Raw genomic sequence first — 25,889 nt, 5'->3', positions numbered from 1 at the left:
GTAATGACCAGTCCCGACAACAGGAAACCACCATGACCGCACCGCGAGTGGAAAAATTACGCCAGTTCATTCAAGACCTTGATGCCCTGCATCGCCAGTTTACCGATGAGGCCCCCCTGCTCGACGCCGTCGCCGTGCGCCTGGCTTCGCTTGTGCAAAAAGATGACTGGTTACCGGAAGAGTACACCCTACCGCATCCCCACCACTATCAGCAGTATTTGCTGCATGCCGATTCCGGCCAACGTTTTTCGATTGTCAGCTTCGTCTGGGGGCCGGGGCAATCGACGCCGATCCACGACCATCGGGTCTGGGGAGCCATCGGTATGTTGCGCGGCGCGGAGGAGAACCAGCGCTACCGACTCGACGAACGCGGTTTACCGATCGCCACTGGTCCTGCTGAACGGCTTTCACCCGGCAAGGTGGAAAAAGTCTCTTCCCGCGATGGCGATATTCATCGGGTGAGTAATGCGCTCGCGGACCACGTCTCAATCAGTATTCACGTCTACGGCGCTAACATCGGCGGCGTCCGGCGTGCTGTTTATACCGCGGATGGGATCGCCAAACCTTTCGTCTCCGGTTACTCCAACCGCCACTTGCCCAATATCTGGGATCTCTCAAAGGATAATGAATATGCCTGACTACAATTACCGCCAGCCAGCCGAGGTGCGCCAGGCGCTAATCGATGGCGCGGAAGTGGCGCTCATCGATGTTCGCGAAGAGGCCGCATTTGCCACTAACCATCCGCTGTTTGCCGCTAATTTGCCGCTCAGCAAGCTGGAGCTGGAGATTTTTCGTCGCGTGCCGCGCCTGACGACGCCGATTACCCTCTACGATAACGGCGAAGGTCTCGCGGAGCAGGCCCTTGAACGGCTGCAACGCTGGGGCTATCAGGATGTCGCGCTACTGGCAGGCGGACTGACTGGCTGGCAGCGTAGCGGCGGCGAGCTCTTTCAGGACGTTAACTCACCGAGCAAAGCGTTCGGCGAGCTGGTAGAGAGCGAGCGCCAGACGCCGTCGTTGAGCGCCGAGGAAGTGAAGGCGCTGATCGAGGGTCCCCAGCCGGTCGTGGTGGTCGACGCGCGGCGTTTCGATGAGTATCAAACGATGAATATTCCCGGCAGCATCAGCGTGCCCGGCGGGGAGCTGGCGTTACGCATCGAAGGCCTGCTGCCGTCGGCGCAAACGACAGTGATCGTTAACTGCGCCGGCCGTACCCGCAGCATTGTCGGTACCCAATCGCTGCGCAATGCCGGCTTAGCCAATCCGGTATACGCACTGCGCAACGGTACCATCGGCTGGACCTTAGCCGGACTGGAACTCGAGCACGGCCAACAGCGTCGCTACGACGCCGATTTCCGCGCCTCAGCGCAGCGCGTGGCTGCGGTGACGCAGTTGGCCGAGCGCGCTGGCGTGGCCTTCATTGATGCCGCGACTTTAGCCCGCTGGCAACAGCAGCCGAGCCGCACCACCTATCTGTTTGATGTTCGCAGCCCCGAGGAGTATGCCGCAGGCCATCTGCCGCACAGCGTGAATGCGCCCGGCGGCCAGCTGGTGCAGGAAACCGATCATTATGCCAGCGTACGCGGAGCACGGATTGTGCTGGTCTCCGATGATGAGATACGCGCGCCGATAGCAGCGTCCTGGTTAGCGCAGATGGGCTGGGAAGTGGCGGTTTTACGCGATGTCCGCGTGGAGCAATTGAGCGAACGCGGCGTTCCGCCCGTAAGCGTACCGCCGGCGCCGCAGGCTGAGGAGATAACCCCAGCGCAGTTAGCGGAACAATTGCGTGAACCCGGCACCGTGGTACTGGATTTCACCACCAGCGCTAACTATGTCGCACGGCATATCCCCGGCGCCTGGTGGCTGGCGCGTTCACAGCTGCGTCAGGCGCTTGAGCTCATCCCTCCCGCAAAACGTTACGTTGTCACCTGCGGCAGCAGCCTGCTGGCCCGCTATGCCGTGCCTGAAGTCGCGGCATTGACCGGTAAGCCGGTACAACTATTAAGCGGCGGGACGCTGGCGTGGATTGATGCCGGGCTGGCGCTGGAACAGGGCGAGACACATCTGGCAACGCCGCGCGGCGATCGCTATCGACGGCCTTATGAAGGAACCGATAACTCCGCTGAGGCAATGCAGGCTTATCTCGACTGGGAGTATGGCCTGGTGGAACAGTTAGCGCGCGATGGTACCCACGGCTTTAAGGTATTGTAAGTCACAAACCCGGTGGCGACACGGCCACCGGGAATAGCTTACCTTTATTGGAAATTAAATTTCCGGGGTGGTTTTAAAGCCAACCAGCATCAGGATCGGCTGCTTCTGCGCCGCTGCGGCGTCAAACTGATAGTGGTTGCCCTGACGGTCGCCGCCGATGTACCAGGAGATTTCGGTTTTCCCTTCCGCCAGCGCCTTACGCACCGCTTTATCGATATCCACCATCCGATACTCACGAGATGAATTGAGATACAGTTGAGCATCTGAATTGTAGCTGCAGGTCGGGCGATGCTTCCAGGTCACGCTTGACGCACTCCAGCTATTGCTGGCCGGATAGAAGAAAATCTGATCCGCGCCGTTGGTTTCAACCTTGCCGCCGTACAGACGCAGACGATACTTAAACAGCGACGCGTCCTGATCTTTCGGCAGCGCCGGGATTTTAAACTTCACCAGGGTCAGGGTTTCCGGGTTGCTGGTACGGCCGCCGTTCTTCCAGTTATCGGAAATCTGCAGCGCTTCAGGCGTCCCAAAGTTAACATTCGGCTGCGCGCTCTCAACCACCGCGTTTTCTTCCGCCAGCGAGAAGCTATAAGGCACGTTGGTACCGCAATCCATACCGTCATTCATACAGTGTTCGGTCATGAAGTGCGCGCCCTCTACCGTCCAGCCGTTCATGAAATCCGCATGGGCGGTATAGATGCTGCCCCACTTCTCTTCACGTTTATCGCCCTTCATTACCGGGTCCATCGACAGCTCAATTTTCGCCGTGTCCAGAGACGTAATCTGCGGCAGCTCGTAGGCGATATTCATATTTACCGTCGGGATTTTTACCGGATAGTCGGCCGGGCAGGCGCCGTTAACATCATAGGCGGCGTTGCTGTGGTCGTGGCTCGGTTTGAGGTTGACGCCATCCCAGCAGTTGGGGAACTGAATACCGATATTAAACTGTACGGCATCGCCCGCTTTACGCAGGCCGCAAACCTCACCGGCTTTGTTGCTATAGCCTTTACCGTTGGCGCACAGGAAGGTTATCCGCGAGCTCGGCGCGGAGCCGTGGTGGTCGCCAGCCAGCAGCTCTAACCCCGACGGGAAAGGATGCAGCGGATACTGTTCGACTTTGGTCGCCTGATAATAGGTTTTCTGATAAGCCGGAGTGACAATTTGTCCATCCGGCAACTTCATTGACGGCGCCCAGTATGCAGAACTGTCGGCCTTGTTATCACAGGTGGTTTCCGGCTGTGCGCGCAGGGTTTGATAGGTTGAGACCGCGTCGGTGTGGCTATTGCCGAAGAAATCATGCCACATCGCCTGGTTGGGCATGCCGAACATCATAATCGCGTCGTCGCCAAGGGTGTGGCTGTAGCCGCATACCGCCTGGGCTTGCGGTCCTGCATGGGCGGAAAAAGCGCTGGCGGCCAGCAGCGGCGTCAGGGCCAGTACAACTGAGTTAGCTTTCATTTTACGATCCTCCTTGTTTGAAGGACCGTAGAGATAGCAAGCGTGCGCCGATGTTACACATCAGCAAACATCATTTTATCTCATTCACGCATAATCCATGAATACTGGAAGGTTTTGGCCGCCGGAAAATGGGTACGCCGACGGTAGGAGCCGAGCGCCTGCGGCGTACAGTAGGTACAGCTTCCCAGCCATTCGGTATTTTCCGCCGCCACCCCGGCCTGTTGCAGCACCCGTTGCGCCAGCGCGCGGAGATCGAACCACAGATTATCGCTACCGGTCGCCTGCGCTTGCCCGTTTCCTGGTGGGGCGAGGCGCTGATGAAAGAGCTCGTCGCTGTACCGTTTTGCCAGCTTGCCCGCCGGCATGGTCAACAGCGTTTGATAAAAATCGGCCGAAACCTCATAGCAGCAGGCGTGAATATGCGGCCCGCAGACCACCACAATCTCTTCTGTCGCCACCTGATGCTGGTGAAACAGCGCCAGGCTGTTTTCAATAATGCCGCTCGCCGCTCCGCGCCAGCCGGCATGCACGCTGCAAACATAGCGCCCATCCCGCGAAGCCATTAACAGCGGTAAACAGTCGGCGGTGACGACGCCGACCTTTTGCCCACGCAGCGCCGTAAACACCGCATCGGCATGCGGCCGCTCTGCCAGCGGCTCCTGATAGTGATGAACAACATTGCCGTGCACTAGCTTAACCGGCGCCATTTCGCTGTACGGAAAGGCGGCGGTTTCGTGCACATCAAGAAAAGCGTAACGAATACCGGGAATATCACTTAACAAGCGGGATGGATAAGACATAACGTCGCATGAATGGATTGGTGGTGGATTTACCGTAGGCCAAGGCCGCTCGCTACGCAAGATGTTGATGCTTTGTTTTTGGCATCGCTATATAATTTAGTATATATCGATTATTCTTATCCAACCGGGTTAATCCATGTCACCACACCGTTTACTTTTAGGCCTGGCGCTGTGTAGCGCCAGCCTGTTCACCAGCCAGGCCTTTGCCGACCGCACCGTTACCGACCAGTTGGGCCGCCAGGTTACGCTTCCGGATCACATCACCCGCGCGGTCGTCCTGCAGCACCAGACGCTTAATCTGCTGGTCCAGTTGAATGCCGGCGACGATATCGTTGGCGTGTTAAGCAGCTGGAAAAAACAGCTCGGGCCGCAGTTTGTCCGCTTTATGCCCGCTATTGAAAATCTGCCAACGCCGGGTGATTTAACGCAGGTCAATATCGAAAGCCTGCTGGCGCTGCATCCGCAGGTGGTGTTCGTCGCTAATTACGCGCCGCAGGCGATGATCCAGCAGATCCAAAATGCCGGTATTCCGGTTATCGCCATCTCTCTGCGCCAGGACGCGGCGGGAGAGAAAAGCAAAATGAATCCGACGATGGCCAATGAAGAGCAGGCCTATAACAATGGGCTCAAACAAGGGATCCGCCTGATTGGCGAAGTCGTCGAACGCCAAAGCCAGGCCGAAGCGCTGATTGATTACACCTTCGCGGCGCGGGCAGAAGCTAACGCCCCGGTCGCCGGTATCCCTGAGAATCAGCGGGTGCGCGTGTACATGGCCAACCCGGATCTCAACACCTACGGCTCCGGCAAATATACCGGTCTGATGATGAAGCATGCCGGGGCGCTGAACGTTGCGGCCGCGACGGTTAAGGGGGCGCGTCAAGTCTCGCTGGAACAGGTTCTGCAGTGGAACCCCGAGGTGATCTTCGTCCAGGACCGCTATCCGCAGGTGGTCAAACAGATTGAAAACGACCCGCAATGGCAGACGATAGACGCGGTGAAAAACCACCGCGTATGGCTGATGCCGGAATACGCCAAGGCCTGGGGCTATCCAATGCCAGAGGCATTGGCGATAGGCGAACTGTGGATGGCGAAAAAGCTCTATCCTTCCCGCTACCGGAACGTCGATGTCGATGCCAAAGCGCAGGATTACTATCAACGCTTCTACCGCGTGAAATGGACGCCGAATGCGCAGTAACCTTCACTGGGCCCTGCTGCACGGCGGGCTGGCGGCGGCAACGTTATTTATCGCTATCGCTTCGCTATGCCTGGGGCAGTACCCCCTCAGCCTGAATGAGGTCTTTCATGAGCTTACGCATAGCGCGTCCGCCAGCGCCGTCGCCGGGCAGATAGTCTGGTCAGTCAGACTTCCCAGGGTAGCGATGGCGCTGCTGGCCGGCGGCTCGCTGGGGCTATGCGGCGCGACGCTACAAGGCGTATTCCACAACCCGCTGGTCGACCCGCATATCATCGGCGTGACCTCCGGATCCGCCTTCGGCGGCACGCTGGCGATCCTGCTGGGTTTTGACATCATATCGATGATGGGGTGTACCTTCTTCTTCGGCCTCGCCGCGCTGGCGCTGGTTTATCTGATTGCCAGGCTGCAAGGGCGTGAAAACACGCTGGCGCTGATCCTTTCCGGCATTATTCTCAGCGGTTTCTTTGCCGCGCTGGTCAGCCTGATGCAGTACCTTGCCGACACGGAAGAAACCCTGCCGAATATCGTTTTCTGGCTGCTCGGCAGCTTTGCCACCGCTAACTGGCATAAAGTACTGTCCATGGCGCTGCCGGTCACCGTCGCCGCCGTTATCCTGCTAAAGCTGCGCTGGCGTATCAACCTGCTGGCGCTGGATGATAAAGATGCGCGCGGTCTTGGCGTTTCAGTGACCACATTGCGCCGCGGAGTGTTGGTTTGCTGCGCGGTGCTGGTCGCCGCCCAGGTCGCGGTTAGCGGCAGCATCGCCTGGGTCGGGCTGGTGATTCCGCATCTGGCGCGACTGCTGGTCGGCGCCGATCACCGCCGCCTGCTGCCAACGGCATTCTGGCTCGGCGGCGCGTTTATGGTGGTGGTGGACGACCTGGCGCGCACCTTAACCCAGGCGGAGATTCCAATTGGCATTATTACCGCCCTGCTCGGCGCGCCGCTGTTTACCCTTTTACTAATTCAGTCTCAACGCCGCGGAGTGGCCCAATGAACATTTCCTTATCACTGGACGCCCTGCGCTATGGTCATCGTCAGCCGCTCTTCGCCCCACTATCAATGCAGTGCCGTCACGGGCAAATCTGGGCAATTCTGGGCGCCAACGGTCGTGGTAAAAGCACGCTACTGGATACCCTGACCGGCGTTCTGCCGCCGCTCGGCGGGAAATTTAGCGTGGAAGGCGGCGTCGCCATCGTGCCGCAGTCATTTCGTCCGGCGTTTGGCTGGCAAGTGCGCGATGTGGTGCTGATGGGGCGCGCCCGCCACGTCGATCTGTTCGCGCAGCCGGGGCCGGAAGATGAACGGGAGGTTCAACAGGCGCTGGCGCAGTTGGGGATCGCCGCGCTGGCCAATCAGCTTTTTCGCGCCCTGTCCGGCGGTCAGCAGCAGTTGGCGCTCATAGCCCGCGCGCTGGTCAGCGCCAGCCAGAATATCCTGTTAGATGAACCTTGCTCAGCGCTGGATCTGGCCAATCAACAGATTGTGTTACAGCTGATTAGCGACCTTGCTCATCGGCAGAAACGCACGGTGATGTTCACTACCCATGATCCGACTCACGCCCTGCAGGTCGCCAGCCATACCCTGCTGCTGTTGCCCGGCGGCGAATGGCTGGCGGGAGAGTCATTCGCAGTGCTCAGCGAGACAAACCTGCGCCGCGCCTACGGCCTGCCGGTCCACAAAATCCATCATCCCGGTAGCGCGGTGCCGTTACTGGCGCCGCAGTTTACTATCCATCGTTAACGGCCAAAAAACCTGCCGCGCGCAGAAAGTTCTGCCCTTCTTCCGCGGTGATAAAGCGCCGTAGCTGCCGCGCGGCGGCGCTTTCCTCAATTTCCGCCAGTTGATATTCGCAGCGTATATTCCACGGCTCGGGAATGAGTAACGTGCGAAACTGCGCGCTCTCCGTCATCTGAACCGCATAGTGGGCGTAACCGATAAACAGATCGGCAAAGTCTTCGCCAATCAGCCACGCCCCAGCGGTAATGCCCGACGGCACAGTCAGCGACGCCCGGCCGCCGACCAGCTGCTGTGCCCGGGCCATCAACGCCCGTCCGAGCCCCGGAAAGCTGGCCTCAAGGAGAGCGAAAAGCTGCCATGTGTAATCACCGGAGGGATCGCAGCCCGGCGTGGAGGTCGCCAGCCGCAGTCGCCCGTCGCGAAGCAACGCCAGCCAGTCAGCGCGATCGGTGTCAGGCGTGCGGCGTGCGGTCAGCATCAGCCGGTTGGCGGCAAACGAACAGCAATTTTTCGCAAGCCCGGCCTGCAGCAGCGCCTGAGGGTGTTCGGTATTAGCGCAGGCGAACAGCGAGCAGCGTTCACCGCCTTCAATGCGTTCGCGCAGCAGACCGGCCGGGCCGAACTGCGCCTCGACAGGAATGCCGCTAAGCTGCTGAAATCGCGCCAGCAGCGGGAGGAAAGCGCTTTTCAGGCTCCCCGCCGCCAGCAGCGTCAATGAAGTGGTCATCACACGAATCGCTATAAAGACAAAAACATAACGCTAGGGTAACGCCTTTTTTGCTGATTCAGTAGCGAATTTCGGCCCGTTCGCGCAGCTGTTCCGGCGTCGCCACCGGGAGCTGGAAGAACTCGAGATAGGCCGGGATCATCTCGAATAGCATATCGGTACCGCGCTGAATCGGGCACCCCAACGTCTGCGCCGCCCGCAGTAGCGGAGTGTATTCAACGCTCATCACCACCTCGCCAACCCAGGTGCGCGGCGACAGGCGCGAAACGTCCAGCGGTAGCGGATCATCCGCTTTCATACCCAGCGGCGTGGCGTTGACCACCAGATCCTGCGCGATGGGATCGCGCTGCATCAGGACGAGCTCCAGACGTGGATAGTGCTGATGCAGCCGCTCCGCCAGCGCCTCGGCGGCGGCTTCACAGGTGTCGAACAACGTCAAGGTACTGACCCCTGCGGCCGCCAGCGACGCGGCAATCGCCGAGCCGACGCCGCCGCAGCCGATCACCAGCGCTCTCGCCCCTTGTGGTTGAAAGCCCTTGCGCTTAATCCCCAGAACAAAACCTTCGCCATCGAACATATCGCCGCGCAGGCTGCCATCGACTTCGCGACGGATGGCATTACAGGCGCCAGCGATTGTCGCCGTCGGGCTCAGCTGGTCTACCAGCCCGCAGGTAGCCATTTTATGCGGCATGGTGACCAGCGCGCCGACGATATTCGTCATGGAAAACAGCGCTGGCACCAGCGCCGCGTAATCCTCCGGCTTCACCCCCATCGGCACCACTTTGACGTCCGCCTCACAATGGGACAGCCATGGGTTATAAATCATCGGCGCTTTAAAACTGGCGGTCGGATAACCAAGATGCGCTATCAGCCGCGTATGACCACTAATGATCATGCCTTACTCCTGTCGTTACTGCGAAAGTTCGATGCGTTTGACATCGCCAAGAATAAACAGATAGGCCACTACGCCAAGCAGCGCCGCGCCGCCGATATAGACCAGCGCGTAGAAGAAACTACCGGAAGCGGCAACGATAAAACCGATAATCAGCGGCGTGAGGATCCCCGCCAGATTGGTACAGAAATTAAAGATGCCGGCGGTTATCCCGCCAAGCCCCTGCGGCGCGATATCGGAGATTAGCGTCCAGCCGAGGCCAACCATACCCTGACCGAAAAAGGCAAAAGACATCATCAGGATCACCGCCAGGTCGCTCGGCAGCCAGTTGGCGGAAATAATGCTGCTGGCCATCATCAGCCCGACGACGATAGGCAACTTACGCGCCAGATTGGCCGAACCGGTGGCTTTCAATAGCTTGTCGGAGAGCCAGCCGCCAAACAGCACGCCTCCCGCCGCGGCGAGGAACGGCAGGATGGCGAAGAAGCCCACTTTCAACCATGCCATGTGGCGCTCGGTCGCCAGGTAGGTTGGAAACCAGGTCAGAAAGAAGACCAGCACGGTATTACCAGCGAATTGACCCACGCTGGCGCCAATCACCTGTCGTTTTGCCAACAGTTGGCGCACCAGCGGCCAGCTAAAAGCGTTTTTTTGCCGCTGCGCGCTAGCCAGCCCGCCGCCGCGAAGAATATGTTCGCGTTCACTGTCGCTCAGGCGACTGTCCTGATGGGGTTCGCGGTAGCAACGCCACCAGACCAGCGCGAACAGGATGCCAACAACCCCGACGCTGATAAACAGCGCGCGCCAGCCGAAGCTGCCCATAATCCAGAACAGCAGCGGCGAGAAACAGGCCAGCCCGAGATATTCGCCAACGGTGTAGACCGCCGTGGCCTTCGCGCGCTCCTGCTGCGGAAACCAGGTACTCACTACCCTGCTGTTGACCGGAAAACAGGGCGCTTCACTGACGCCAAGACCGAAGCGGCACAGCAATAGCGTTTTTAAGCCAATCGCCATACCGTGAAATAAGGTGAACAGCGACCACAGCGCCAATGAGAGGAAATAGGTCACCTTATTGCCGAAACGATCGAGGAAAATACCGCCGGGAATTTGCGCCAGCGCGTAGGTCCACGCAAAGGCCGAAAAAACAATTCCCATAATGGCGGCATCAATGCCGAGCTCGGCGGTCAGTCTCGGCGCGGCGATGCCAAGCACCGTGCGGTCGAGATAGTTAATCATCGTGCCGACGGCCAGCAGCGCCAGGATCCCGATACGCCGCCGGGAGCGAGGCACGGTGGTCGCGGTATCCGCCGCCGTCGCCTGGTTATGGCTATAAGAGTTCATAGTCGTGTCCTGTCTTGAGTACAGATGAATGTTGTTATTGTGTTTGCGATGTCGTGTTGTGAACCATTTGCTACGTTTAGCTGTACTGCATGGCCGAAAGGCGGACAGCGGCATTCACCGCGCCGTACTGGGCGTAACCGTCGCGCCGTTCGGTTAATTCGAAGAAGAAGCGCCCCGCCGCGAATGGCCGGGTATAGAGATGCAGGAATTCGCCGCCGTGGGCGTCACGGTCATAGAGGATTTGCAGGCGTTGCAGCGTCTCTACCTGCGGCTCTCCCCCGAAGCGCGCCAGCAGATCCTCATAGTAATTCGCCGGGATCGGTAGCGCGTTCAGCGCGGCCTGCGGCAGACTTTCGAGCGTTGCGGGTAAATCGCGACAGGCGAAAGCGGCGTGCTGTAGCCCGGCGCCCTGATAACAGGCGACCGACCGCGCAATCTGCGTGGCTCGACTTTGTGAAATATTCAGCGCCAGACGGATATCGCCCTGCGGACTATGAACCGCCAGGCTGCGTACCAGGCCGTATGGATCGGGCAGCGTCTGTTCATGTTCGAGACTGAAGCCGAAAACCGTACGGAAAAAGATAATCCAGTTGTCGCGGCTGTCGGCCTCCATGCCTAACGCCAGATGGTCAATGCCGCTGTAATCGTCGCGCGGCGCTGCTGCCTGTAAATGAAAATCGCGGGCGTAGATGTCGTCACCGGTTTCAACCAGGTAGATCAGGCTGCCATCCGGGGCGCAAACCGCCGGGATCGAACTCTCATTTGGCCCGGCATCCCCCTGCCAGGTGGCATAACCGTAGGCGCGGGCGCGCTCCACAACCGGCGCGCTGTGGCTCACCCGCAGCGCCATTGCGCACAACGAGATGCCGTGGCGCTGATGAAAATGGTCGGCCCAGCTGTGCGGCTGCGCGTTAACAATCACCCGCGCCTCACCATTGCACCAGAGCGCAACCTGCTTAGACCGATGCTTGCCCTGGAGCTTAAAACCCAACTGCGTCAGGCGCTGGCCAAGCGCGATAGACTCCGCCGGACTGGCGGCGAACTCAATAAATTCCAGACCGTCATAGCGCGGTAGCGCAGGTGGTGAAAATAACGCCGCATCGCAATCGGCAAGCTGCCGATGGGTCTGCTCCTCGAGCCACAGCAACGACCGGTAGCCATCTTTTGCCGTGGCGCCGTTGGGTGAGGCGCGAAAGCCGTCATTGAATATCTCCAGCGACCAGGGTCCGCGATAGCCGCAGCGGGTCAGTTCACGGGCGAAATCCACCAGCGGCAGTTGCCCCTGGCCCGGGAAGCAGCGGAAATGACGGCTCCATTCGAGAACATCCATCTTCATCAACGGCGCGTCAGCCAGCTGCAGGAAGGTGATTTTCTCAACCGGCACCTCGGCAAGTCCTTGTAGATCATCCCCGAGCGACAGAATATGGAAGCTATCAAGGACGATGCCCATCGCCGGGCTGTTCACCCGCTGCACCCGTTCCCATGCCTGACGCCAGCGGTTAACGTGGGTTCCCCACGCCAGCGCTTCGTAGCCAATGACGATCCCTTCCTGCTCGGCAAGATCGGCCAGCATGCGCAGGTCGGCGACCTGTAGTTCGATATCGGCCGAACAGTCCGGCTGGACATTGCTACAGAGCAGCATGGTATTGCAGCCTAATTCATGCATCAGAGCGAATTTCCGCTTAGCCCGCTGCAGGTTAGCGGCAAACTGCGCGCGGCTGGCGCCCTCGAAATCGCGAAAGGGCTGAAAAAGCGTGATTTTTAGCCCTAATTCAGCGGCAAGGTTGCGAATATCGCGCGGCGTGCCCGTATAATAGAGCAGATCGTTTTCAAAGATTTCAACGCCCTGATAACCGGCCGCAGCAATAGCATGCAGCTTTTCGGGTAAAGTACCGGATATCGAAACGGTAGCGATGGAACGCAACATAAGAGTCCTCGGGTCATCAATCGACATGAGCACTGACTATGTATCATTTGGTTCACAGGTGCCAGATTTGGTTGCTGAATTGTGATCAATATGTGTATTTTTTGTCTCCACAGAAAAAGGAGTCGTTATGTCCCTCATTGCTCATGATGAAGCACAATCCCTGAAGGAGCGCATCTTCGCCGCCGCCATTACCGTGTTTGCCGAATATGGCCTTCCCGGCGCGCGTATGGAGCAGATCGCCATCGAGGCGCAAACCACCAAACGCATGGTGGTCTACTACTTCAAGAGCAAAGAGCAGCTGTACCAGGCGGTACTGCAACATGTCTATGCACGGATCCGTGAAACGGAGCAACAGCTGGGGTTGGAGCACCTGCCGCCGGTTGAGGCGCTGGTGCAATTGGTGAAATGGAGCGTGCGCTATCACGCCACTCACGCCGACTACATGCGGGTTATCTGCATGGAAAACATGCAGCGCGGCAAGTGGTTGAAAGGTTCAGAAGAGCTGAAGCCGCTTAACCGTACCGCGCTGTCGATTATCGAAGATATTCTGCAACGCGGCCAGCAACAGGGGATTTTCCAGGCTGGTCTGCAGGCGCGCGACGTGCATAGGCTGATCAGTAGTTTTAGCTTCTATCAGGTATCGAATTTTTATACTTTCAGCAGCCTGTATCTCGACGATCCGCTGCCAGAAATCGACGACGAAGAGATGGTCTCGCACCACTGCGAAATCGCGGTAAAAGCGGTGATTAGGTTCGTAATCTCTTAAGCGCGGCTTATGTTGGGGCGCGACGTTTAGTGCCCCGATAACGCGTGAATCACCCTTTCCATCGCCTCGCGGGTCAGCGCTGAACGTTCAATTTTGTTATTTGCCAGCGCGGTGCGTACGACTCCGGCGATAACAATATGTTTTGGCTCCTGGCCAAGATCGCGCATTTCCAATACCACCTTACCCACTACGCGGCACATTTCCTGATAGAGCTCGTCGTCTTTCGCTTTATTTCCCATTATTAAGACTCGTAAATTATCATTATCAATCAATTCATTATTGATACGATTTTATAATAAAGCAAACTGCGCTATTTTTTTCCACTCAATGAAGCGTTTTACTGCCTTTAATAGGTTTGTAAATATGATAAAACACCGTTTAATCTGATCCGCAGCGGCAAAAGTGTGTTGCAGCTTCGCGAGCGAATCGTGTGAATTTTGTTACATTAATCACACTAAAAATGAAACGCCGTTTTTATTTTCCTTTTTCGTTTCGGCAGCGTATAATGCGCCTCGATTCTTTCTTGAATGGTTTCAGCGCATTGGACTGCACAAAAAAACGTACAAAACATTGCCACTTTTCATGGGCTGAACCGCCAGCACACATTCTTCTGCACGCTCTTTTGTTGTCACCTATCCTTAGAGCGTGGCATTGCAACTTTCGTAACACAGGTTTGACTCCGCGGCAGTGCGCCCTCGGAGCGAGATTTCCATATCCTTCACAACTTAAAGACTAAGACTGTCATGAAAAAGACCAAAATTGTTTGCACCATCGGTCCGAAAACCGAATCCGAAGAGATGTTGACCAAAATGCTGGACGCGGGCATGAACGTCATGCGTCTGAACTTCTCTCACGGCGACTATGCGGAACACGGTCAGCGCATCCAGAACCTGCGCAATGTGATGAACAAAACCGGTAAGAAAGCCGCAATCCTGCTGGACACCAAAGGGCCGGAAATCCGCACCATCAAGCTGGAAGGCGGCAACGACGTCTCCCTGAAAGCGGGCCAGACCTTTACCTTCACCACTGATAAATCCGTAATCGGCAACAATGAAATCGTTGCGGTGACCTACGAAGGCTTCACCACCGACCTGAGCGTCGGCAACACCGTACTGGTCGACGATGGTCTGATCGGTATGGAAGTGACCGCGATCGAAGGTAACAAAGTTATCTGTAAAGTGCTGAACAACGGCGACCTCGGCGAGAACAAAGGCGTTAACCTGCCGGGCGTTTCTATCGCTCTGCCGGCGCTGGCTGAAAAAGACAAGCAGGACCTGATCTTCGGTTGTGAGCAAGGCGTTGATTTCGTAGCCGCTTCCTTTATCCGTAAACGTTCTGACGTGGTTGAAATCCGCGAGCACCTGAAGGCGCACGGCGGCGAAAACATCCAGATCATCTCCAAAATCGAAAACCAGGAAGGCCTGAACAACTTCGACGAAATCCTCGAAGCGTCTGACGGCATCATGGTTGCTCGTGGCGATATGGGCGTTGAAATCCCGGTAGAAGAAGTTATCTTCGCGCAGAAGATGATCATCGAAAAATGTATCCGCGCGCGCAAAGTCGTTATTACCGCGACCCAGATGCTGGATTCCATGATCAAAAACCCGCGTCCGACCCGCGCTGAAGCAGGCGACGTCGCTAACGCCATTCTCGACGGCACCGACGCCGTAATGCTGTCCGGCGAATCCGCGAAAGGTAAATACCCGCTGGAAGCCGTTACCATTATGGCGACCATCTGCGAGCGTACCGACCGCGTGATGACCAGCCGCCTGGATTACAACAACGACAACCGCAAACTGCGCATTACCGAAGCGGTTTGCCGCGGCGCAGTTGAAACCGCTGAGAAACTTGAAGCGCCGCTGATTGTCGTCGCCACCCAGGGCGGTAAATCCGCACGCGCCGTGCGTAAATACTTCCCGGACGCCACTATCCTTGCGTTGACCACCAACGAAACCACCGCTCGTCAGTTAGTCCTGAGCAAAGGCGTGGTACCGCAGCTGGTGAAAGAGATCGCCTCTACTGATGATTTCTACCACTTGGGTAAAGAGCTGGCGCTGCAGAGCGGCCTGGCGCGTAAAGGCGACGTGGTTGTGATGGTTTCTGGCGCGCTGGTTCCAAGCGGCACCACCAACACAGCCTCCGTGCACGTGCTGTAATAATTTACAGGTTATTTTATCTTTTTTTAAAGCGCTCCTCTGGGGCGCTTTTTTTTATTCATTCCCTAGCTGTTCTTAATAAAAATGCAAATCGGATTTTACTATTTAATAAGAGATTATCTAAGATGAATCCGATGGAAGCCTTCTGTTTTCACAGCGCTTTTTAAACCAAATCGACGAATTCGATGCTTCTTTGAGCGAACGATCAAAAATAAGTGCATTCGGATAAAAAAAATATTCTCATCCCAAAAAAGTTTGTGTAATACTTGTAACGCTACATGGAGATTAACTCAATCTAGAGGGTATTAATAATGAATCGTACTAAACTGGTACTGGGCGCGGTAATCCTGGGTTCTACTCTGCTGGCTGGTTGCTCCAGCAATGCTAAAATCGATCAGCTGTCTTCTGACGTTCAGACTCTGAACGCTAAAGTTGACCAGCTGAGCAACGACGTGAACGCAATGCGTTCTGACGTTCAGGCTGCTAAAGACGACGCAGCTCGCGCTAACCAGCGTCTGGACAACCAGGCTCACTCTTACCGTAAGTAAGAGTTCTGGTAATAAAAATGGCGCACATTGTGCGCCATTTTTTTTGCCTGTTGTTTTACCCTACTGCGTCAGTTTAGTGTCATTCTGCTGGCTATTCTGCGCTGACAGCTCGGTCGTCGCGCTGCCCGCCCCTTCAGAAACCACCACCGGATATCCCGCTCTTCGCGACAGCGCTTTTTTCAGCTGCAGGTCATCCACCGCTTTATCGTCAGAAAAGGCCTGAAACGCGGCAGGAAGCGTGTAAGAGATTGTCCGGGTATTTTCCCCTTCAGTTTGCGAAAGCGGCCTGTGGACCTCTACATAGCGTTTACCATCGGGTTCTACCGCAAACTTCACCGGCTGATTGATAATCCGTACCGGCGTGCCCGCGCGCACCTGGCTGAACAGCGCCTTGATGTCGTCAGCGTTCATTCGCATACAGCCGGAACTCACCCGTAGCCCGACGCTATCAGGCGCGTTGGTACCGTGGATCAGATACTCGCCGTTACCGTAGGCCAGTCGCAGCGCGTAGCGGCCTAATGGGTTATTGGGCCCGGCGGGGATCACCGGCGGCAGCTTAATACCCTTCTCCAGTGAGCGCGCGCGAATACCGGCAGTCGGCGTCCAGGTCGGGTTAGGGATTTTCTGCCCGACGCGGGTGGTCATCTCCGGCGTTTCCAGCCCTAACTGGCCAATGCCGAGCGGATAAACCTGCACCTGATTTTGCCCCGGCGGGAAATAGTACAGCCGGAGCTCGGCCAGGTTGACGACAATGCCTTCACGCGGGACATCCGGCAGCAGCATCTGCGATGGGATTAAGACCCGTGTGCCCGGCTTCGGCTGCACCGGCGCAATCGTATCGTTGGCTTCAAGAATCAGCATCGCCGCCGTGTCGAAGTGGCGGGCGATAGCCTGCAGGTTGCGATCCCCTTCCTGTACCGTCCAGTATTGGTTTTGGCCAATCAAACGGCTGTTGGCAGGGGGAAGTGGATAATCGACAGCCCAGGCGCCGTGCTGCGCGCTCAGAGCTGCGAAAAGGGTCATCGTGATGAGAGACGCGCGTTTCATACTGAGATTCCTTCTTTCGCTGATAAAACGCCAGGATCTGCGCGGCGACGAAAGCGTTCGCCTTCGTCGCACGTAACAGAATGAAATCTACCTGTTTATTCTAGCTAAGATTTGCGGCTTTCGCGCGAATTGCGCGGATCATCGCTTCAAGGCCCTGCGAGCGGGAGGGGGTAAGATGCTGGGTCAACGCCATTTTTTCAAACCACGGGCGCACATCGAATTCGCTAATATCCTGCGCGGTCATGTGGTCGTAAAGGATGAATACCACCGCAATCAGCCCTTTGACGATCGCCGCATCGCTATCGCCGCGTAGGGTAATCACGCCGGATGGCTCCTGCTCCATCACAATCCACACCTGGCTTTGGCAGCCCTGAATAATGTTCTGCGCGATGTGTTCTTCCGCGCTGAGCGGCGCCAGGCGCTGGCCGAGTTCAATGATGTAGAGATACTTCTCTTCCCAGTTAGCGCAGCGAGAAAAGTTGCGCAGCAATTTGTCTTTGTCTGGTAATGCCGCCATATTCGCGTCCTTTAACCCAGTAATTTGTGGATCCGCTGCAGCCCGGCCACCAGCCGATCCACCTCTTCCATCGTATTGTACATCGCCAGCGACGCCCGGCACATCGCCGGCACCTGATAGAACGCCATCAGCGGCATCGCGCAGTGGTGACCGGTGCGCACCGCTATACCGTAGTTATCAAGAAAACTGCCGACATCGTAGGCATGATGTTTCCCGAGGTTGAAAGCGATGACGCCCAACCGATGTTGCGGGCCGTAAAGCGTCAAATCCGGCACCTTTTTCAGCTCCTGCAGGGCATAACGCATTAATGTCTGCTCATATTCGCCAATCTGCTCAAGCCCAATCTGGCTAACATAGTCCAGCGCGGCGCCGAGGCCGATAATTCCCCCGGTATTCGGCGTACCGGCTTCAAAGCGCCACGGCGCCTTCGCCCAGGTGGTGCCCTCCTTCAGGCTGACGGTAGCAATCATCGACCCGCCCCCTTCCCACGGCGGCATCTCCTGCAGCAACGCTTCTTTGGCATATAGCACGCCAATACCGGTCGGCCCGTACAGCTTATGCGCCGAGAAGACGTAAAAATCACAATCCAGCGCCTGCACATCCACCGGGTGATGCATCACCGCCTGCGCGCCATCCACCAGCACCTTCGCGCCATGCTGATGCGCCAGCGGGATCAGCGCCGATAGCGGGTTTTCCGTCCCCAGCACGTTCGACACCTGGGTTATCGCCAGCAGCCGGGTGCGGTCGTCAAACAGGCCGGGGATAACATCGAGCTGTAGAGTTCCGTCCTGGTTGAGCGGGATCACTCGTAGCTCGGCGCCGACGCGGGCGCAGAGCATCTGCCACGGCACGATATTGGCGTGATGTTCCATTTCGCTGACGATGATATTATCGCCGGCCCCGACGTTAGCCCCGCCCCAGCTATTGGCTACCAGGTTGATGCCTTCGGTGGTACCCCGTACGAATACCAGCTCTTCCGGCGAACGGGCATTAAGAAAAACGGCCGCCTGCTGGCGTACCTGCTCCATCCGCGCCGTCGCTTCGGCGCTCAGCGTGTGGATACCACGATGGACGGCAGCGTAACCGTGGCGGTAAAACTCGGCTTCGGCGTTAATCACCGCTTCCGGTTTCTGCGCGCTGGCGGCGCTATCGAGATAGACCAGCGGCTGACCATTAACCTCACGGCTCAGCACCGGGAAATCGGCGCGCAGGCGTTCCACTGAAAATGTCATGCATCTCCTCCCGGCAGGCGCTTGCCAATACGCGCCAGCACCTGTTGTTTCAGCGCATCATCGCTAATGGCTTCAGTAAGCTCGGCGGCGAAGGCGTAAAGGATCATCTGCTGCGCCGCCTGTTGATCGATACCACGCGAGCGCAGATAGAACAGCTGTTCGTCATCAATACGTCCGACGGTGGCGCCGTGGCTGCATTTGACGTCGTCGGCGTAAATTTCCAGCTGCGGTTTGGTATCGACTTCCGCCAGCCTTCCCAACAACAGATTGTTATTGGTCATCTGACCATCGGTTTTCAGCGCGTGTTTAGCGACGTTAATCAGGCCATTAAACACCGCCCGCCCCTTATCGCTGACGATGGTTTTGTGGAGTTGACGGCTGTTGCAGTAGCCAACGCGATGATCGAGCCAGGTACGGCTGTCGCAGACCTCATTTTTCACCGGCATCGCCAGCGAGTTAATGCGCAGATTGCTGTTTTCACCAGCCAGACGGGTGCTGGTATGGTGTCGTAACACCGCGCCGCCCAGCAGGAAGCTGCTGCTGAAGGCCGACGCATCGCGGCCAAGCAGCAGATCGTTATGGGCAAAGTGGTAGCTTTGCCCATTTTCAAACGCCAGCTTAATATGCTGCAGATGGGCGTTGTCGGCGACAGACATCGTCAGGCGTCCGCCGGTGAAATGCCGCTGCTCGTCAAGGCTAATATAGTGTTCGATGATGGTCGCCTGCGCCCCGCTCTCCAACGCCAGATGATGGCGATAGTGAGCGGTATTAAGCTCGTCACCTGCCAGTCCGCTGGTAATATGCATCAGCAACAGCGGTTTCTCCGGACGCTGATTGCGCTTTACGCCGATGCGGGTCACCGTCTGCGCCAGGCTTTCGGTGAGATGAAGAAACACTTCCGGCTGTACCGCATCCGGCAAATGCTGGCGCTGGTTATCAACGCTAACGTCAAAACCGCTAGCGGCGAGATCGTCGCTGAGCGCCGGGCTGAAGCGGCCGTCGATAAACACCATCCGCCAGGCATCGAGGTTGAGCGCCAGCGCGTCGCGCTGCGCCACGTTGAGCGTCGCCGGACTCGCAACAAATGTGCCGCTTAGCAGCGTCTCCAGCGGGGTGTATTTCCAGTTTTCATGTTTGCGCGTCGGCAACCCCAGACGCAACAGCTGTTGCAGATGCTGATTGGCCTGCGGCGTGCGTTCTTCGCCGTGAGCTTCAAACAGATGATGCCACTGCTGCAGCGCGTTACTGCTGTTCGCTAAGCCAGCCATAGCCCTGCTCCTCCAGTTGTTTAACCAGAGTGAAATCGCCCGACTTGACGATTCGCCCCTGATACAGCACGTGGACATAATCCGGTTTGATGTAATCAAGGATACGCTGATAGTGGGTGACGATAATAAAGGCGCGTTTACCGTCACGCAGCGAGTTAACCCCCTCCGAAACAATCTTCAGGGCATCAATATCCAGTCCGGAATCCGATTCATCCAGAATACACAGCTCAGGCTCAAGCACCGCCATTTGCAGAATATCGTTGCGTTTTTTCTCGCCGCCAGAGAAACCGACGTTCACCGAACGGGTCAGCAGATCTTCCGGCATCTTCAGCAGTTTGATCTTCTCTTCCATTAAATCCTGGAAATCGAAACGATCCAGCGCCTCCAGGCCGCGATAGCCGCGTACGGCGTTGAGCGCGGTTTGCAGGAAAAACTGATTACTGACGCCGGGGATTTCCACCGGATACTGGAAAGCCATAAAAATGCCCTCCCCGGCGCGATCCTCCGGGGCAAGTTCGAGCAGGTCTTTGCCCTTAAACTCGACGCTGCCGCCGGTGACTTCGTAATCCTCCCGTCCGGCGAGCGTCGCCGAGAGCGTACTTTTCCCTGAGCCGTTAGGGCCCATGATCGCGTGGACTTCACCGGGGCGTACCTCAAGGTTCAGCCCGCGCAGGATCTCTTTGTCTTCAACGGCGACTTGCAAATCTTTAATACTTAACATCTTTTTTCCTTAATTATCAGCCGACGCTATGTTCAAGGCTAATAGCCAGCAATTTTTGCGCTTCGACGGCGAACTCCAGCGGCAATTCTGAGAACACGTCCTTACAGAATCCATTGACGATCATCGAGATCGCGTCATCTTCGCTAATACCCCGCTGCAGGCAGTAGAACAGCTGGTCTTCACCAATCCGCGAGGTGGTGGCTTCGTGTTCCAGCTGGGCGCTGTTATTGCGGCATTCGACGTACGGGAAGGTATGCGCCCCGCAGTCCGGGCCGATCAGCATCGAATCGCACTGGGTGAAGTTCCGGGCGTTCGTCGCGGTCGGCATAATTTTGACCAGCCCGCGATAGCTATTCTGGCTGTGGCCGGCGGAGATCCCTTTCGAGATAATGGTCGAACGGGTGTTCTTGCCGATATGGATCATTTTGGTCCCGGTATCCGCCTGCTGATGGCCGCTGGTCAACGCCACCGAGAAGAATTCGCCGATCGAGTTATCGCCGCGCAGAATGCAGCTCGGGTATTTCCATGTTATAGCCGAACCGGTTTCCGATTGGGTCCACGACATCTTGCTGTTTTCGCCTTCGCACAGCGCGCGCTTGGTGACGAAGTTAAGGATACCGCCGGTATTGTTGTCGCCGGGGAACCAGTTCTGCACGGTGGAGTACTTCACTTCCGCATCTTTATGAATGATGACTTCAACCACCGCCGCATGCAGCTGGTAGCTGTCGCGGACCGGTGCCGAGCAGCCTTCGATATAGCTCACGTAGCTACCCTCGTCGGCGACCAGAATCGTACGTTCAAACTGGCCGGTCTTCTCGGCGTTGATGCGGAAATAGGTCGACAGCTCCATCGGACAGCGCACGCCTTTCGGCACGTAAATAAAGGTGCCATCGGAAGCGACCGCGGCGTTCAGCGCGGCGAAAAAGTTGTCGTTGCCCGGCACTACGGTGCCGAGGTACTTTTTCACCAGTTCCGGATGATCGTGAATCGCTTCGCCAAAGGAGCAGAAGATGATCCCCTGCTCCGCTAGCTTCTCGCGATAGGTGGTTGCCACCGATACCGAGTCGAAAATGGCGTCCACCGCGACTTCTTTGCCTTCGCGTACCGGTACGCCGAGCAGGTTAAAGGCTTCCTCGACTTCATTTGTCAGGAAAGTGTTCGCCCCGGTTTGCTGCACCGCGCCGGGTTCGGAGGCACAGGTATCGTCGCAGTTGCCGCAGGATGGCGCCGAGTAGTAGCTATAATCCTGATAATTGAGCTTATCGTAATGCGCTTTCAGCCAGTGCGGTTCTTCCATCTCCTGCCACGCCCTAAAGGCGTTGAGACGAAATTCGAGCATCCACTCCGGTTCATTACGACGAGCGGAGATCGCGCGCACCACCTCTTCGTTGATGCCTTTGGCCAGCTCATCGGTTTGTAGCTGGGTAAAAAAGCCTTCTTTATAGTTGAGCGGGCCGCCGGTCCAGCTTTTGACATCGTCAGTTGCTTCAGTATTTCGAGACATAGTTACTCCGCCTGCACCCCGAAGCTTTCGCCGCAGCCGCATTCGTGCTGCGCTTTCGGGTTATGAAATTTGAATATTTCATTTAAACCTTCGCGAACATAATCCAGTTCGGTACCGTCAATGAACGGCATCGCCTGCAGCGGCGCAAACAGCTTCGCGCCGTCGCGCTCAAACAGCAGGTCGTCGTCCGCCGGTTCGGCAATCATTTCCAGCACGTAGCCAAAACCGGCGCAACCGCTGGTTTTTATTCCCAGACGCAGCCCCTGCTTATCCGGCTGTTTATGCATCAGTTCGCGGATATGGGCCGCCGCAGCGGGGGTCATCGTGAGCCCCTGCCAGTTGAAATCGTCGGGATTAAAGGTGTTTGTTTGTAGTTCCATCGCTCTACCTCATCGATTGCCGCTATCGGGCCATACCCTCATGTTAGTGATAATGATTATCACTTCAACCCTGCCATAGCAGGGGTATTCGTCCATTTCGCCCATTCCTGGGCTTTTCTATAAGCATAGACCCTGGCAGAGGGGTTATCAGGCAGCATTTTCTTTACCTAACATATTGATAAATAATAAATTATCAGGAAAAAGACTTAGGCAAAGCGGCAATGAAAAAAGATGCATCGAAAATACCTATTTATTAGATAGGCAAATGACCTGTCTATGTGGTAGCAACAGGCAGCTTCCTTGCCAGCGCCAGGATTAGCATCGCTTGCGCCATCAGGATGCCATCAAAGTGAAAAATAATAGTAATTAGCTATAGAAAATAGCGCTTCTCCCGCTGGATTTCGGAATTATATGCCACCTCAATTAACAACCATCATTCAGTTATACTTTTTGTTATCTGAAGTGTGTTTTTCACTAGGATTTTTCCTAGTGTAGATGTAGATTCTTCCTCATAACAATAAAATTACCGATCTTCATTCCTGAGGATATCTCAAATGGAAAATTTATTTTTCGTTATTATTGTGATAATTCTTTTGCTACTTGCCATTGCTGTTTTCATTTCCTATATCAAGGATCGAAAAAAACAAAAAAACACATTCAAAAAGAAATATTAATAACCAAAATATTATTACCAACTTCTATCAAAAGACTTTCTATCATAATTTTCAATCATGCCCCATCACAGGGGCATACAGACACAACAAGAAGCCTCCCCTCACGCTGACGCTCTTCGCCATACCTTTAATGACTTTCCATAGATTATTTATTGCACCACGGTAAGTGACTCGCTGGCGAAGAAAACAATGATATAAACCCCATTGTAAAAAACCGCTACAAGCAATGCCAAAAGCAGACTATCCATTATCATTTTCGTGGTAAAAAAACCAGTAACATTGACACGAAATAATATGTGTCGCTCAAAACCAGAAATATGCATGACCAATTCTTCATAATCTTTCGCCTGGCATATTACGGGTTCAAGAATACTTTCAATTCAGTATTTAGCCCGGCATGACTAGACGCTATGTCTGGCCAAACATGCCACATACTTTTTCCCCGATTGACGTACGATTTCTTGTGCATTAACCAAAATCTCCCGTCCTTCAAACGCGCCGTAGATTTGGCTAAACTTCAGCTCGTCGAGACGTCGAATGATATCACTCACGGTAGCAGCCGGCAGCGGCAGCATATTGGGGTAGCTCCACATGAAAGAAACGGCGTTAGCTCCGGGCGCCACCTGGACTATATCGCCGGATAATAACAGACCGTCATCCTGTGCCCAGTGCAGCACACTGCCGCCGGCGAAGTGCCCGCCCAGACGAATCAAGCTGACGCCAGCGGTCAGTTGTAGAGTTTCTCCCTCCCATAAGCTGATCCACGGGCTATCACGCATGATCCACTGCCGGTCATCCCCATGCAGATAGATTGGCGCCTTGAATTCCGCCGCCCAATCCTGCATACAGCTGTAATAATGCGGATGCGAAATGGCGATAGCCTTCAGCCCACCTAGCGCGGAAACCAGCGTTTTGGTCGCCTCATCGAGGTTGGCGATACAGTCCCACAGAATATTGCCCTGCGGCGTACGCAGCAGAAATGCGCGCTGATCAATGGCAAAACTGGGGATGGTGCGAATGCTAAAAAGCCCACTGCTATGCTGCTGCCATTTATTGTTATGCGATGCGGTGAGCTTATTTAACGCAATCCACTGCTGCCCGCCCACAGGAACAAATTGACGCTCGTCTTCGCATATTGGGCAATGTTGCGCAGGGCCTTCGCTAAATTCATAGGAGGTACCACAAGCTTTGCACAGCGTAATCGTCATATCTTCTCCTCTATCCCAGCATCTGATAACAAGCATGGCATATGCTTATTTTAAGCATATGTCAGATAGTGCGAGATGCAACGACCTACCGGGTTTGGTAGCGTTCTGTATTTTTTATCGTTTGTCATAACGGGCATAATCGACCGTCAGCAGTATATGAATAATGGACGGGAAAAAGAGTGCGTAAATTTTCAGCATTACTATTAATGGGGTTACTTACCGGCTGCTCGGTTAACGCGCCGCAAAGCGCGCAATACAATGCCGAATACTCCCAGCGCCAGGATATACGCAAGCGGAACGTATACCGATTTAAGATAAAACCGCTGCAATCCAGCGGTGGAAAATATTGGGGGGCGGATAATTTAACGCAGGTTTTTTACGTCAGTGACAAAAATGCCGCAAGCATTGAATTACGCTTCAATTACCCCACCGCAACGCTACAAGCCTCATCGTTAGACGGGCAAGGGAAAGTAGTAAGCACTCAAACGTTCATCTTGTTAGCCGAATCCGCGACGCCGCCATCGGGTTCGGACACAAAGTACTTATACCTGACGAAAAGTGGCGAGTTACTGAGTAAATGGAAAAACTGTACGCCGGATATGAGCGTAGGCTGTAGCTGGGGTGGTCATCAAATATTTATCACCCACAGCGCCGACCTGGCAGTGCAGTATGCAACCGGTGGCGCAGGTTTAGCTTTTCTGCTGATTCCATTTTACGCATCCGAAGCCCGACTACAGGTTTTCGCCAAAGTGCCAATCGGTGCTGCTGACGAGTAATAGAACGTTCACGTTTTGTGATGTGATCGGTTAATTCTTAAAAGCAGGGTTGGTTAAGACAGCGTTTACTCATGTACAATCCCTCTCCTTTGTGAATACTTACCGGTGCAAGGCCGGGCTATTGTTTTGGGAGCGAGTGTCGTACAGGATGATTGATATCAGTATTATGTCGATGTGCATGGTTGTGCTATTGGTGATGAGCGTGTTGCTGGAATAAGCGCGGCCCCTACTGTTTTTGTCAGCTTATTTTCCCCCTGAATTGGACATAAAATTACCTCACTGCTTCTCCAGCCGGGAAGCGGTCAGGCTGCGCCTTACCATCCGGCAAAACGGTGTTTACGCCCTTTGTCAGGAGGCAGCCGAAAAAATTTGCCAAAATGGGTTCGCCCGCGGGTATCCTGCGGGCTTTTTTTGTGTCGCAGGCATAAAAAAACCGCCGTGGTTCACGGCGGCTTACTTTCTCAGAGTCAATGTACGCCTGGCGTATTAACTCCTCACTTTACGGTAGATAAACAGCACAACAAGTGCGCCAATTACCGCCACGACAAAGCTACCGAAGTTAAAACCGTCAACTTTGCCAAAGCCGAATAAGGTACTGATCCAGCCACCAACTACCGCACCGATAATACCGAGGATCACGGTGACAATAAATCCACCGCCGTCTTTGCCCGGCATAATCCACTTAGCCAAAATACCAGCGATCAAACCAAAAATGATCCAGGAAATGATACCCATGGTTAACTCCGTCCTCTTTGTTACCGTGAATGTAATTCGTAATTAAAATAGTAGCATAATTACAAC

At 55.5% G+C, this 25,889-nt stretch carries 27 protein-coding genes and 1 pseudogene; 11 read left to right on the top strand and 17 right to left on the bottom strand.

Features of this window, described 5'->3' with window-relative positions; all coding sequences use genetic code 11:
- The first annotated feature begins 32 nt into the window (after positions 1–32).
- Positions 33–638 carry a cysteine dioxygenase gene (locus PGR29_RS12200; protein WP_113374131.1) on the top strand — a complete coding sequence of 202 codons (606 nt, stop codon included), beginning with the start codon at positions 33–35 and terminating at the stop codon, positions 636–638.
- Positions 631–2,211: a rhodanese homology domain-containing protein gene (locus PGR29_RS12195; RefSeq protein WP_316424596.1), complete on the top strand. Its 1,581-nt coding sequence runs from the start codon at positions 631–633 to the stop codon at positions 2,209–2,211. The genes PGR29_RS12200 and PGR29_RS12195 overlap by 8 nt, the downstream gene beginning before the upstream one ends.
- A gap of 54 nt (positions 2,212–2,265) precedes the next feature.
- On the opposite strand, the gene PGR29_RS12190 is transcribed toward PGR29_RS12195, so the two are convergent.
- Together PGR29_RS12190 and PGR29_RS12185 are read right to left on the bottom strand one after the other, a co-directional pair.
- Positions 2,266–3,669, bottom strand: a complete 1,404-nt coding sequence (locus PGR29_RS12190) for a DUF7594 domain-containing protein (protein WP_316424594.1) — start codon at positions 3,667–3,669, stop codon at positions 2,266–2,268.
- Positions 3,670–3,749: 80 nt separating this feature from the next.
- On the bottom strand, positions 3,750–4,469 hold the full coding sequence (locus tag PGR29_RS12185; RefSeq protein WP_316424592.1) for a polyphenol oxidase family protein: 720 nt from the start codon (positions 4,467–4,469) through the stop codon (positions 3,750–3,752).
- Positions 4,470–4,605: 136 nt separating this feature from the next.
- Here PGR29_RS12185 and PGR29_RS12180 point away from each other — a divergent pair, with 136 nt between their 5' ends.
- Genes PGR29_RS12180 through PGR29_RS12170 form a run of 3 tightly spaced genes read left to right on the top strand, consistent with a single transcriptional unit; the run spans position 4,606 to position 7,407 of the window.
- Entirely contained in the window at positions 4,606–5,664 is a 1,059-nt protein-coding gene (locus tag PGR29_RS12180; protein ID WP_113374135.1) for an ABC transporter substrate-binding protein, read from the top strand.
- Positions 5,654–6,661, top strand: coding sequence for a FecCD family ABC transporter permease (locus PGR29_RS12175; RefSeq protein ID WP_213316760.1), 1,008 nt, complete (start codon positions 5,654–5,656; stop codon positions 6,659–6,661). Before PGR29_RS12180 ends, PGR29_RS12175 begins: the two co-directional genes overlap by 11 nt.
- The gene (locus PGR29_RS12170; protein ID WP_316424591.1) at positions 6,658–7,407 is read left to right on the top strand and encodes an ABC transporter ATP-binding protein; all 750 of its coding nucleotides are present in this window, start codon (positions 6,658–6,660) and stop codon (positions 7,405–7,407) included. The genes PGR29_RS12175 and PGR29_RS12170 overlap by 4 nt, the downstream gene beginning before the upstream one ends.
- Here the strand turns inward: PGR29_RS12170 and PGR29_RS12165 are convergent.
- The 4 genes from PGR29_RS12165 to PGR29_RS12150 all read right to left on the bottom strand — a co-directional run bounded on the left by PGR29_RS12165 (position 7,394) and on the right by PGR29_RS12150 (position 12,291).
- Positions 7,394–8,131 carry a substrate-binding domain-containing protein gene (locus PGR29_RS12165; RefSeq protein ID WP_316424590.1) on the bottom strand — a complete coding sequence of 246 codons (738 nt, stop codon included), beginning with the start codon at positions 8,129–8,131 and terminating at the stop codon, positions 7,394–7,396. The two genes, PGR29_RS12170 and PGR29_RS12165, sit on opposite strands and share 14 nt — an antisense overlap.
- A 58-nt stretch (positions 8,132–8,189) precedes the next feature.
- Positions 8,190–9,026 (bottom strand): shikimate dehydrogenase family protein, encoded by an 837-nt coding sequence (locus PGR29_RS12160; RefSeq protein ID WP_316424589.1) that lies wholly within the window; start codon positions 9,024–9,026, stop codon positions 8,190–8,192.
- 15 nt (positions 9,027–9,041) lie between these two features.
- On the bottom strand, positions 9,042–10,364 hold the full coding sequence (locus PGR29_RS12155) for an MFS transporter (RefSeq protein ID WP_271031874.1): 1,323 nt from the start codon (positions 10,362–10,364) through the stop codon (positions 9,042–9,044).
- A 76-nt stretch (positions 10,365–10,440) separates the two neighbouring features.
- Positions 10,441–12,291, bottom strand: coding sequence for a bifunctional sugar phosphate isomerase/epimerase/4-hydroxyphenylpyruvate dioxygenase family protein (locus tag PGR29_RS12150; protein WP_316424587.1), 1,851 nt, complete (start codon positions 12,289–12,291; stop codon positions 10,441–10,443).
- Between the two features lie 127 nt (positions 12,292–12,418).
- On the opposite strand from PGR29_RS12150, the gene PGR29_RS12145 reads away from it, so the two are divergent.
- Positions 12,419–13,057, top strand: a complete 639-nt coding sequence (locus tag PGR29_RS12145; RefSeq protein WP_087857909.1) for a TetR family transcriptional regulator — start codon at positions 12,419–12,421, stop codon at positions 13,055–13,057.
- Positions 13,058–13,083: 26 nt separating this feature from the next.
- Here PGR29_RS12145 and fumD read toward each other — a convergent pair whose 3' ends face one another.
- Both fumD and PGR29_RS12135 read right to left on the bottom strand, forming a co-directional pair.
- Positions 13,084–13,296 (bottom strand): fumarate hydratase FumD, encoded by a 213-nt coding sequence (gene fumD / locus PGR29_RS12140; protein ID WP_213316754.1) that lies wholly within the window; start codon positions 13,294–13,296, stop codon positions 13,084–13,086.
- Positions 13,297–13,531: 235 nt separating this feature from the next.
- Positions 13,532–13,663, bottom strand: a complete 132-nt coding sequence (locus tag PGR29_RS12135; RefSeq protein ID WP_161799851.1) for a hypothetical protein — start codon at positions 13,661–13,663, stop codon at positions 13,532–13,534.
- On the opposite strand from PGR29_RS12135, the pseudogene PGR29_RS24980 reads away from it, so the two are divergent.
- From PGR29_RS24980 to PGR29_RS12125, 3 genes and pseudogenes are all read left to right on the top strand, one after another.
- Positions 13,659–13,793, top strand: a pseudogene (locus PGR29_RS24980) (hypothetical protein); the annotation flags it as partial. The gene PGR29_RS12135 and the pseudogene PGR29_RS24980 sit on opposite strands and share 5 nt — an antisense overlap.
- A 7-nt stretch (positions 13,794–13,800) precedes the next feature.
- Complete coding sequence (gene pykF, locus PGR29_RS12130) at positions 13,801–15,213, top strand: pyruvate kinase PykF (protein ID WP_047056319.1); 1,413 nt, start codon at positions 13,801–13,803, stop codon at positions 15,211–15,213.
- Between the two features lie 311 nt (positions 15,214–15,524).
- Positions 15,525–15,761: a major outer membrane lipoprotein gene (locus tag PGR29_RS12125; RefSeq protein ID WP_002908860.1), complete on the top strand. Its 237-nt coding sequence runs from the start codon at positions 15,525–15,527 to the stop codon at positions 15,759–15,761.
- 60 nt (positions 15,762–15,821) lie between these two features.
- On the opposite strand, the gene ldtE is transcribed toward PGR29_RS12125, so the two are convergent.
- The 7 genes from ldtE to sufA all read right to left on the bottom strand — a co-directional run bounded on the left by ldtE (position 15,822) and on the right by sufA (position 22,430).
- On the bottom strand, positions 15,822–16,808 hold the full coding sequence (gene ldtE / locus PGR29_RS12120; protein WP_113374141.1) for a L,D-transpeptidase LdtE: 987 nt from the start codon (positions 16,806–16,808) through the stop codon (positions 15,822–15,824).
- Positions 16,809–16,908: 100 nt separating this feature from the next.
- Positions 16,909–17,325 (bottom strand): cysteine desulfuration protein SufE, encoded by a 417-nt coding sequence (sufE, locus tag PGR29_RS12115; RefSeq protein WP_113374142.1) that lies wholly within the window; start codon positions 17,323–17,325, stop codon positions 16,909–16,911.
- 11 nt (positions 17,326–17,336) lie between these two features.
- The gene (gene sufS / locus PGR29_RS12110) at positions 17,337–18,557 is read right to left on the bottom strand and encodes a cysteine desulfurase SufS (protein ID WP_113374143.1); all 1,221 of its coding nucleotides are present in this window, start codon (positions 18,555–18,557) and stop codon (positions 17,337–17,339) included.
- Positions 18,554–19,825: a Fe-S cluster assembly protein SufD gene (gene sufD / locus PGR29_RS12105; protein ID WP_113374144.1), complete on the bottom strand. Its 1,272-nt coding sequence runs from the start codon at positions 19,823–19,825 to the stop codon at positions 18,554–18,556. The genes sufS and sufD overlap by 4 nt, the downstream gene beginning before the upstream one ends.
- Complete coding sequence (sufC, locus tag PGR29_RS12100; protein ID WP_047050190.1) at positions 19,800–20,546, bottom strand: Fe-S cluster assembly ATPase SufC; 747 nt, start codon at positions 20,544–20,546, stop codon at positions 19,800–19,802. Before sufC ends, sufD begins: the two co-directional genes overlap by 26 nt.
- 16 nt (positions 20,547–20,562) lie before the next feature.
- Positions 20,563–22,050: a Fe-S cluster assembly protein SufB gene (sufB, locus tag PGR29_RS12095; RefSeq protein ID WP_113374145.1), complete on the bottom strand. Its 1,488-nt coding sequence runs from the start codon at positions 22,048–22,050 to the stop codon at positions 20,563–20,565.
- 2 nt (positions 22,051–22,052) lie between these two features.
- Complete coding sequence (gene sufA, locus PGR29_RS12090) at positions 22,053–22,430, bottom strand: Fe-S cluster assembly scaffold SufA (protein WP_063443660.1); 378 nt, start codon at positions 22,428–22,430, stop codon at positions 22,053–22,055.
- 554 nt (positions 22,431–22,984) lie between these two features.
- On the opposite strand from sufA, the gene PGR29_RS12085 reads away from it, so the two are divergent.
- Positions 22,985–23,104, top strand: coding sequence for a small membrane protein (locus PGR29_RS12085; protein WP_141097063.1), 120 nt, complete (start codon positions 22,985–22,987; stop codon positions 23,102–23,104).
- Between the two features lie 401 nt (positions 23,105–23,505).
- Here the strand turns inward: PGR29_RS12085 and PGR29_RS12080 are convergent, their stop codons facing one another.
- Positions 23,506–24,312: an MBL fold metallo-hydrolase gene (locus PGR29_RS12080; protein WP_316424584.1), complete on the bottom strand. Its 807-nt coding sequence runs from the start codon at positions 24,310–24,312 to the stop codon at positions 23,506–23,508.
- A gap of 179 nt (positions 24,313–24,491) precedes the next feature.
- Here PGR29_RS12080 and PGR29_RS12075 point away from each other — a divergent pair, with 179 nt between their 5' ends.
- Positions 24,492–25,088, top strand: a complete 597-nt coding sequence (locus PGR29_RS12075) for a hypothetical protein (RefSeq protein ID WP_271031880.1) — start codon at positions 24,492–24,494, stop codon at positions 25,086–25,088.
- A gap of 486 nt (positions 25,089–25,574) precedes the next feature.
- On the opposite strand, the gene PGR29_RS12070 is transcribed toward PGR29_RS12075, so the two are convergent.
- Positions 25,575–25,823 carry a GlsB/YeaQ/YmgE family stress response membrane protein gene (locus tag PGR29_RS12070; protein WP_087857921.1) on the bottom strand — a complete coding sequence of 83 codons (249 nt, stop codon included), beginning with the start codon at positions 25,821–25,823 and terminating at the stop codon, positions 25,575–25,577.
- Between the last annotated feature and the right edge of the window lie 66 nt (positions 25,824–25,889).

The sequence above is a fragment of the Klebsiella sp. 141203 genome (genome assembly GCF_032601985.1).
GTDB lineage: Bacteria > Pseudomonadota > Gammaproteobacteria > Enterobacterales > Enterobacteriaceae > Klebsiella > Klebsiella aerogenes.
Note: the sequence above shows the minus strand (reverse complement) of the source record. Positions and strands in the feature narration are given on the sequence as shown.

What these genes read in the sequence shown, in the direction of transcription:
- sufB (WP_113374145.1), bottom strand. Translation starts at nt 22,050, where the DNA reads ATGTCTCGAAATACTGAAGCAACTGACGATGTCAAAAGCTGGACCGGC.
- PGR29_RS12165 (WP_316424590.1), bottom strand. Translation starts at nt 8,131, where the DNA reads ATGACCACTTCATTGACGCTGCTGGCGGCGGGGAGCCTGAAAAGCGCT.
- fumD (WP_213316754.1), bottom strand. Translation starts at nt 13,296, where the DNA reads ATGGGAAATAAAGCGAAAGACGACGAGCTCTATCAGGAAATGTGCCGC.
- PGR29_RS12145 (WP_087857909.1), top strand. Translation starts at nt 12,419, where the DNA reads ATGTCCCTCATTGCTCATGATGAAGCACAATCCCTGAAGGAGCGCATC.
- PGR29_RS12125 (WP_002908860.1), top strand. Translation starts at nt 15,525, where the DNA reads ATGAATCGTACTAAACTGGTACTGGGCGCGGTAATCCTGGGTTCTACT.
- sufC (WP_047050190.1), bottom strand. Translation starts at nt 20,546, where the DNA reads ATGTTAAGTATTAAAGATTTGCAAGTCGCCGTTGAAGACAAAGAGATC.
- PGR29_RS12070 (WP_087857921.1), bottom strand. Translation starts at nt 25,823, where the DNA reads ATGGGTATCATTTCCTGGATCATTTTTGGTTTGATCGCTGGTATTTTG.
- sufE (WP_113374142.1), bottom strand. Translation starts at nt 17,325, where the DNA reads ATGGCGGCATTACCAGACAAAGACAAATTGCTGCGCAACTTTTCTCGC.
- sufA (WP_063443660.1), bottom strand. Translation starts at nt 22,430, where the DNA reads ATGGAACTACAAACAAACACCTTTAATCCCGACGATTTCAACTGGCAG.
- PGR29_RS12160 (WP_316424589.1), bottom strand. Translation starts at nt 9,026, where the DNA reads ATGATCATTAGTGGTCATACGCGGCTGATAGCGCATCTTGGTTATCCG.
- PGR29_RS12150 (WP_316424587.1), bottom strand. Translation starts at nt 12,291, where the DNA reads ATGTTGCGTTCCATCGCTACCGTTTCGATATCCGGTACTTTACCCGAA.
- ldtE (WP_113374141.1), bottom strand. Translation starts at nt 16,808, where the DNA reads ATGAAACGCGCGTCTCTCATCACGATGACCCTTTTCGCAGCTCTGAGC.
- PGR29_RS12155 (WP_271031874.1), bottom strand. Translation starts at nt 10,364, where the DNA reads ATGAACTCTTATAGCCATAACCAGGCGACGGCGGCGGATACCGCGACC.
- PGR29_RS12190 (WP_316424594.1), bottom strand. Translation starts at nt 3,669, where the DNA reads ATGAAAGCTAACTCAGTTGTACTGGCCCTGACGCCGCTGCTGGCCGCC.
- PGR29_RS12080 (WP_316424584.1), bottom strand. Translation starts at nt 24,312, where the DNA reads ATGACGATTACGCTGTGCAAAGCTTGTGGTACCTCCTATGAATTTAGC.
- PGR29_RS12085 (WP_141097063.1), top strand. Translation starts at nt 22,985, where the DNA reads ATGGAAAATTTATTTTTCGTTATTATTGTGATAATTCTTTTGCTACTT.
- PGR29_RS12135 (WP_161799851.1), bottom strand. Translation starts at nt 13,663, where the DNA reads ATGTGTGCTGGCGGTTCAGCCCATGAAAAGTGGCAATGTTTTGTACGT.
- sufD (WP_113374144.1), bottom strand. Translation starts at nt 19,825, where the DNA reads ATGGCTGGCTTAGCGAACAGCAGTAACGCGCTGCAGCAGTGGCATCAT.
- PGR29_RS12180 (WP_113374135.1), top strand. Translation starts at nt 4,606, where the DNA reads ATGTCACCACACCGTTTACTTTTAGGCCTGGCGCTGTGTAGCGCCAGC.
- PGR29_RS12175 (WP_213316760.1), top strand. Translation starts at nt 5,654, where the DNA reads ATGCGCAGTAACCTTCACTGGGCCCTGCTGCACGGCGGGCTGGCGGCG.
- sufS (WP_113374143.1), bottom strand. Translation starts at nt 18,557, where the DNA reads ATGACATTTTCAGTGGAACGCCTGCGCGCCGATTTCCCGGTGCTGAGC.
- PGR29_RS12185 (WP_316424592.1), bottom strand. Translation starts at nt 4,469, where the DNA reads ATGTCTTATCCATCCCGCTTGTTAAGTGATATTCCCGGTATTCGTTAC.
- pykF (WP_047056319.1), top strand. Translation starts at nt 13,801, where the DNA reads ATGAAAAAGACCAAAATTGTTTGCACCATCGGTCCGAAAACCGAATCC.
- PGR29_RS12200 (WP_113374131.1), top strand. Translation starts at nt 33, where the DNA reads ATGACCGCACCGCGAGTGGAAAAATTACGCCAGTTCATTCAAGACCTT.
- PGR29_RS12170 (WP_316424591.1), top strand. Translation starts at nt 6,658, where the DNA reads ATGAACATTTCCTTATCACTGGACGCCCTGCGCTATGGTCATCGTCAG.
- PGR29_RS12195 (WP_316424596.1), top strand. Translation starts at nt 631, where the DNA reads ATGCCTGACTACAATTACCGCCAGCCAGCCGAGGTGCGCCAGGCGCTA.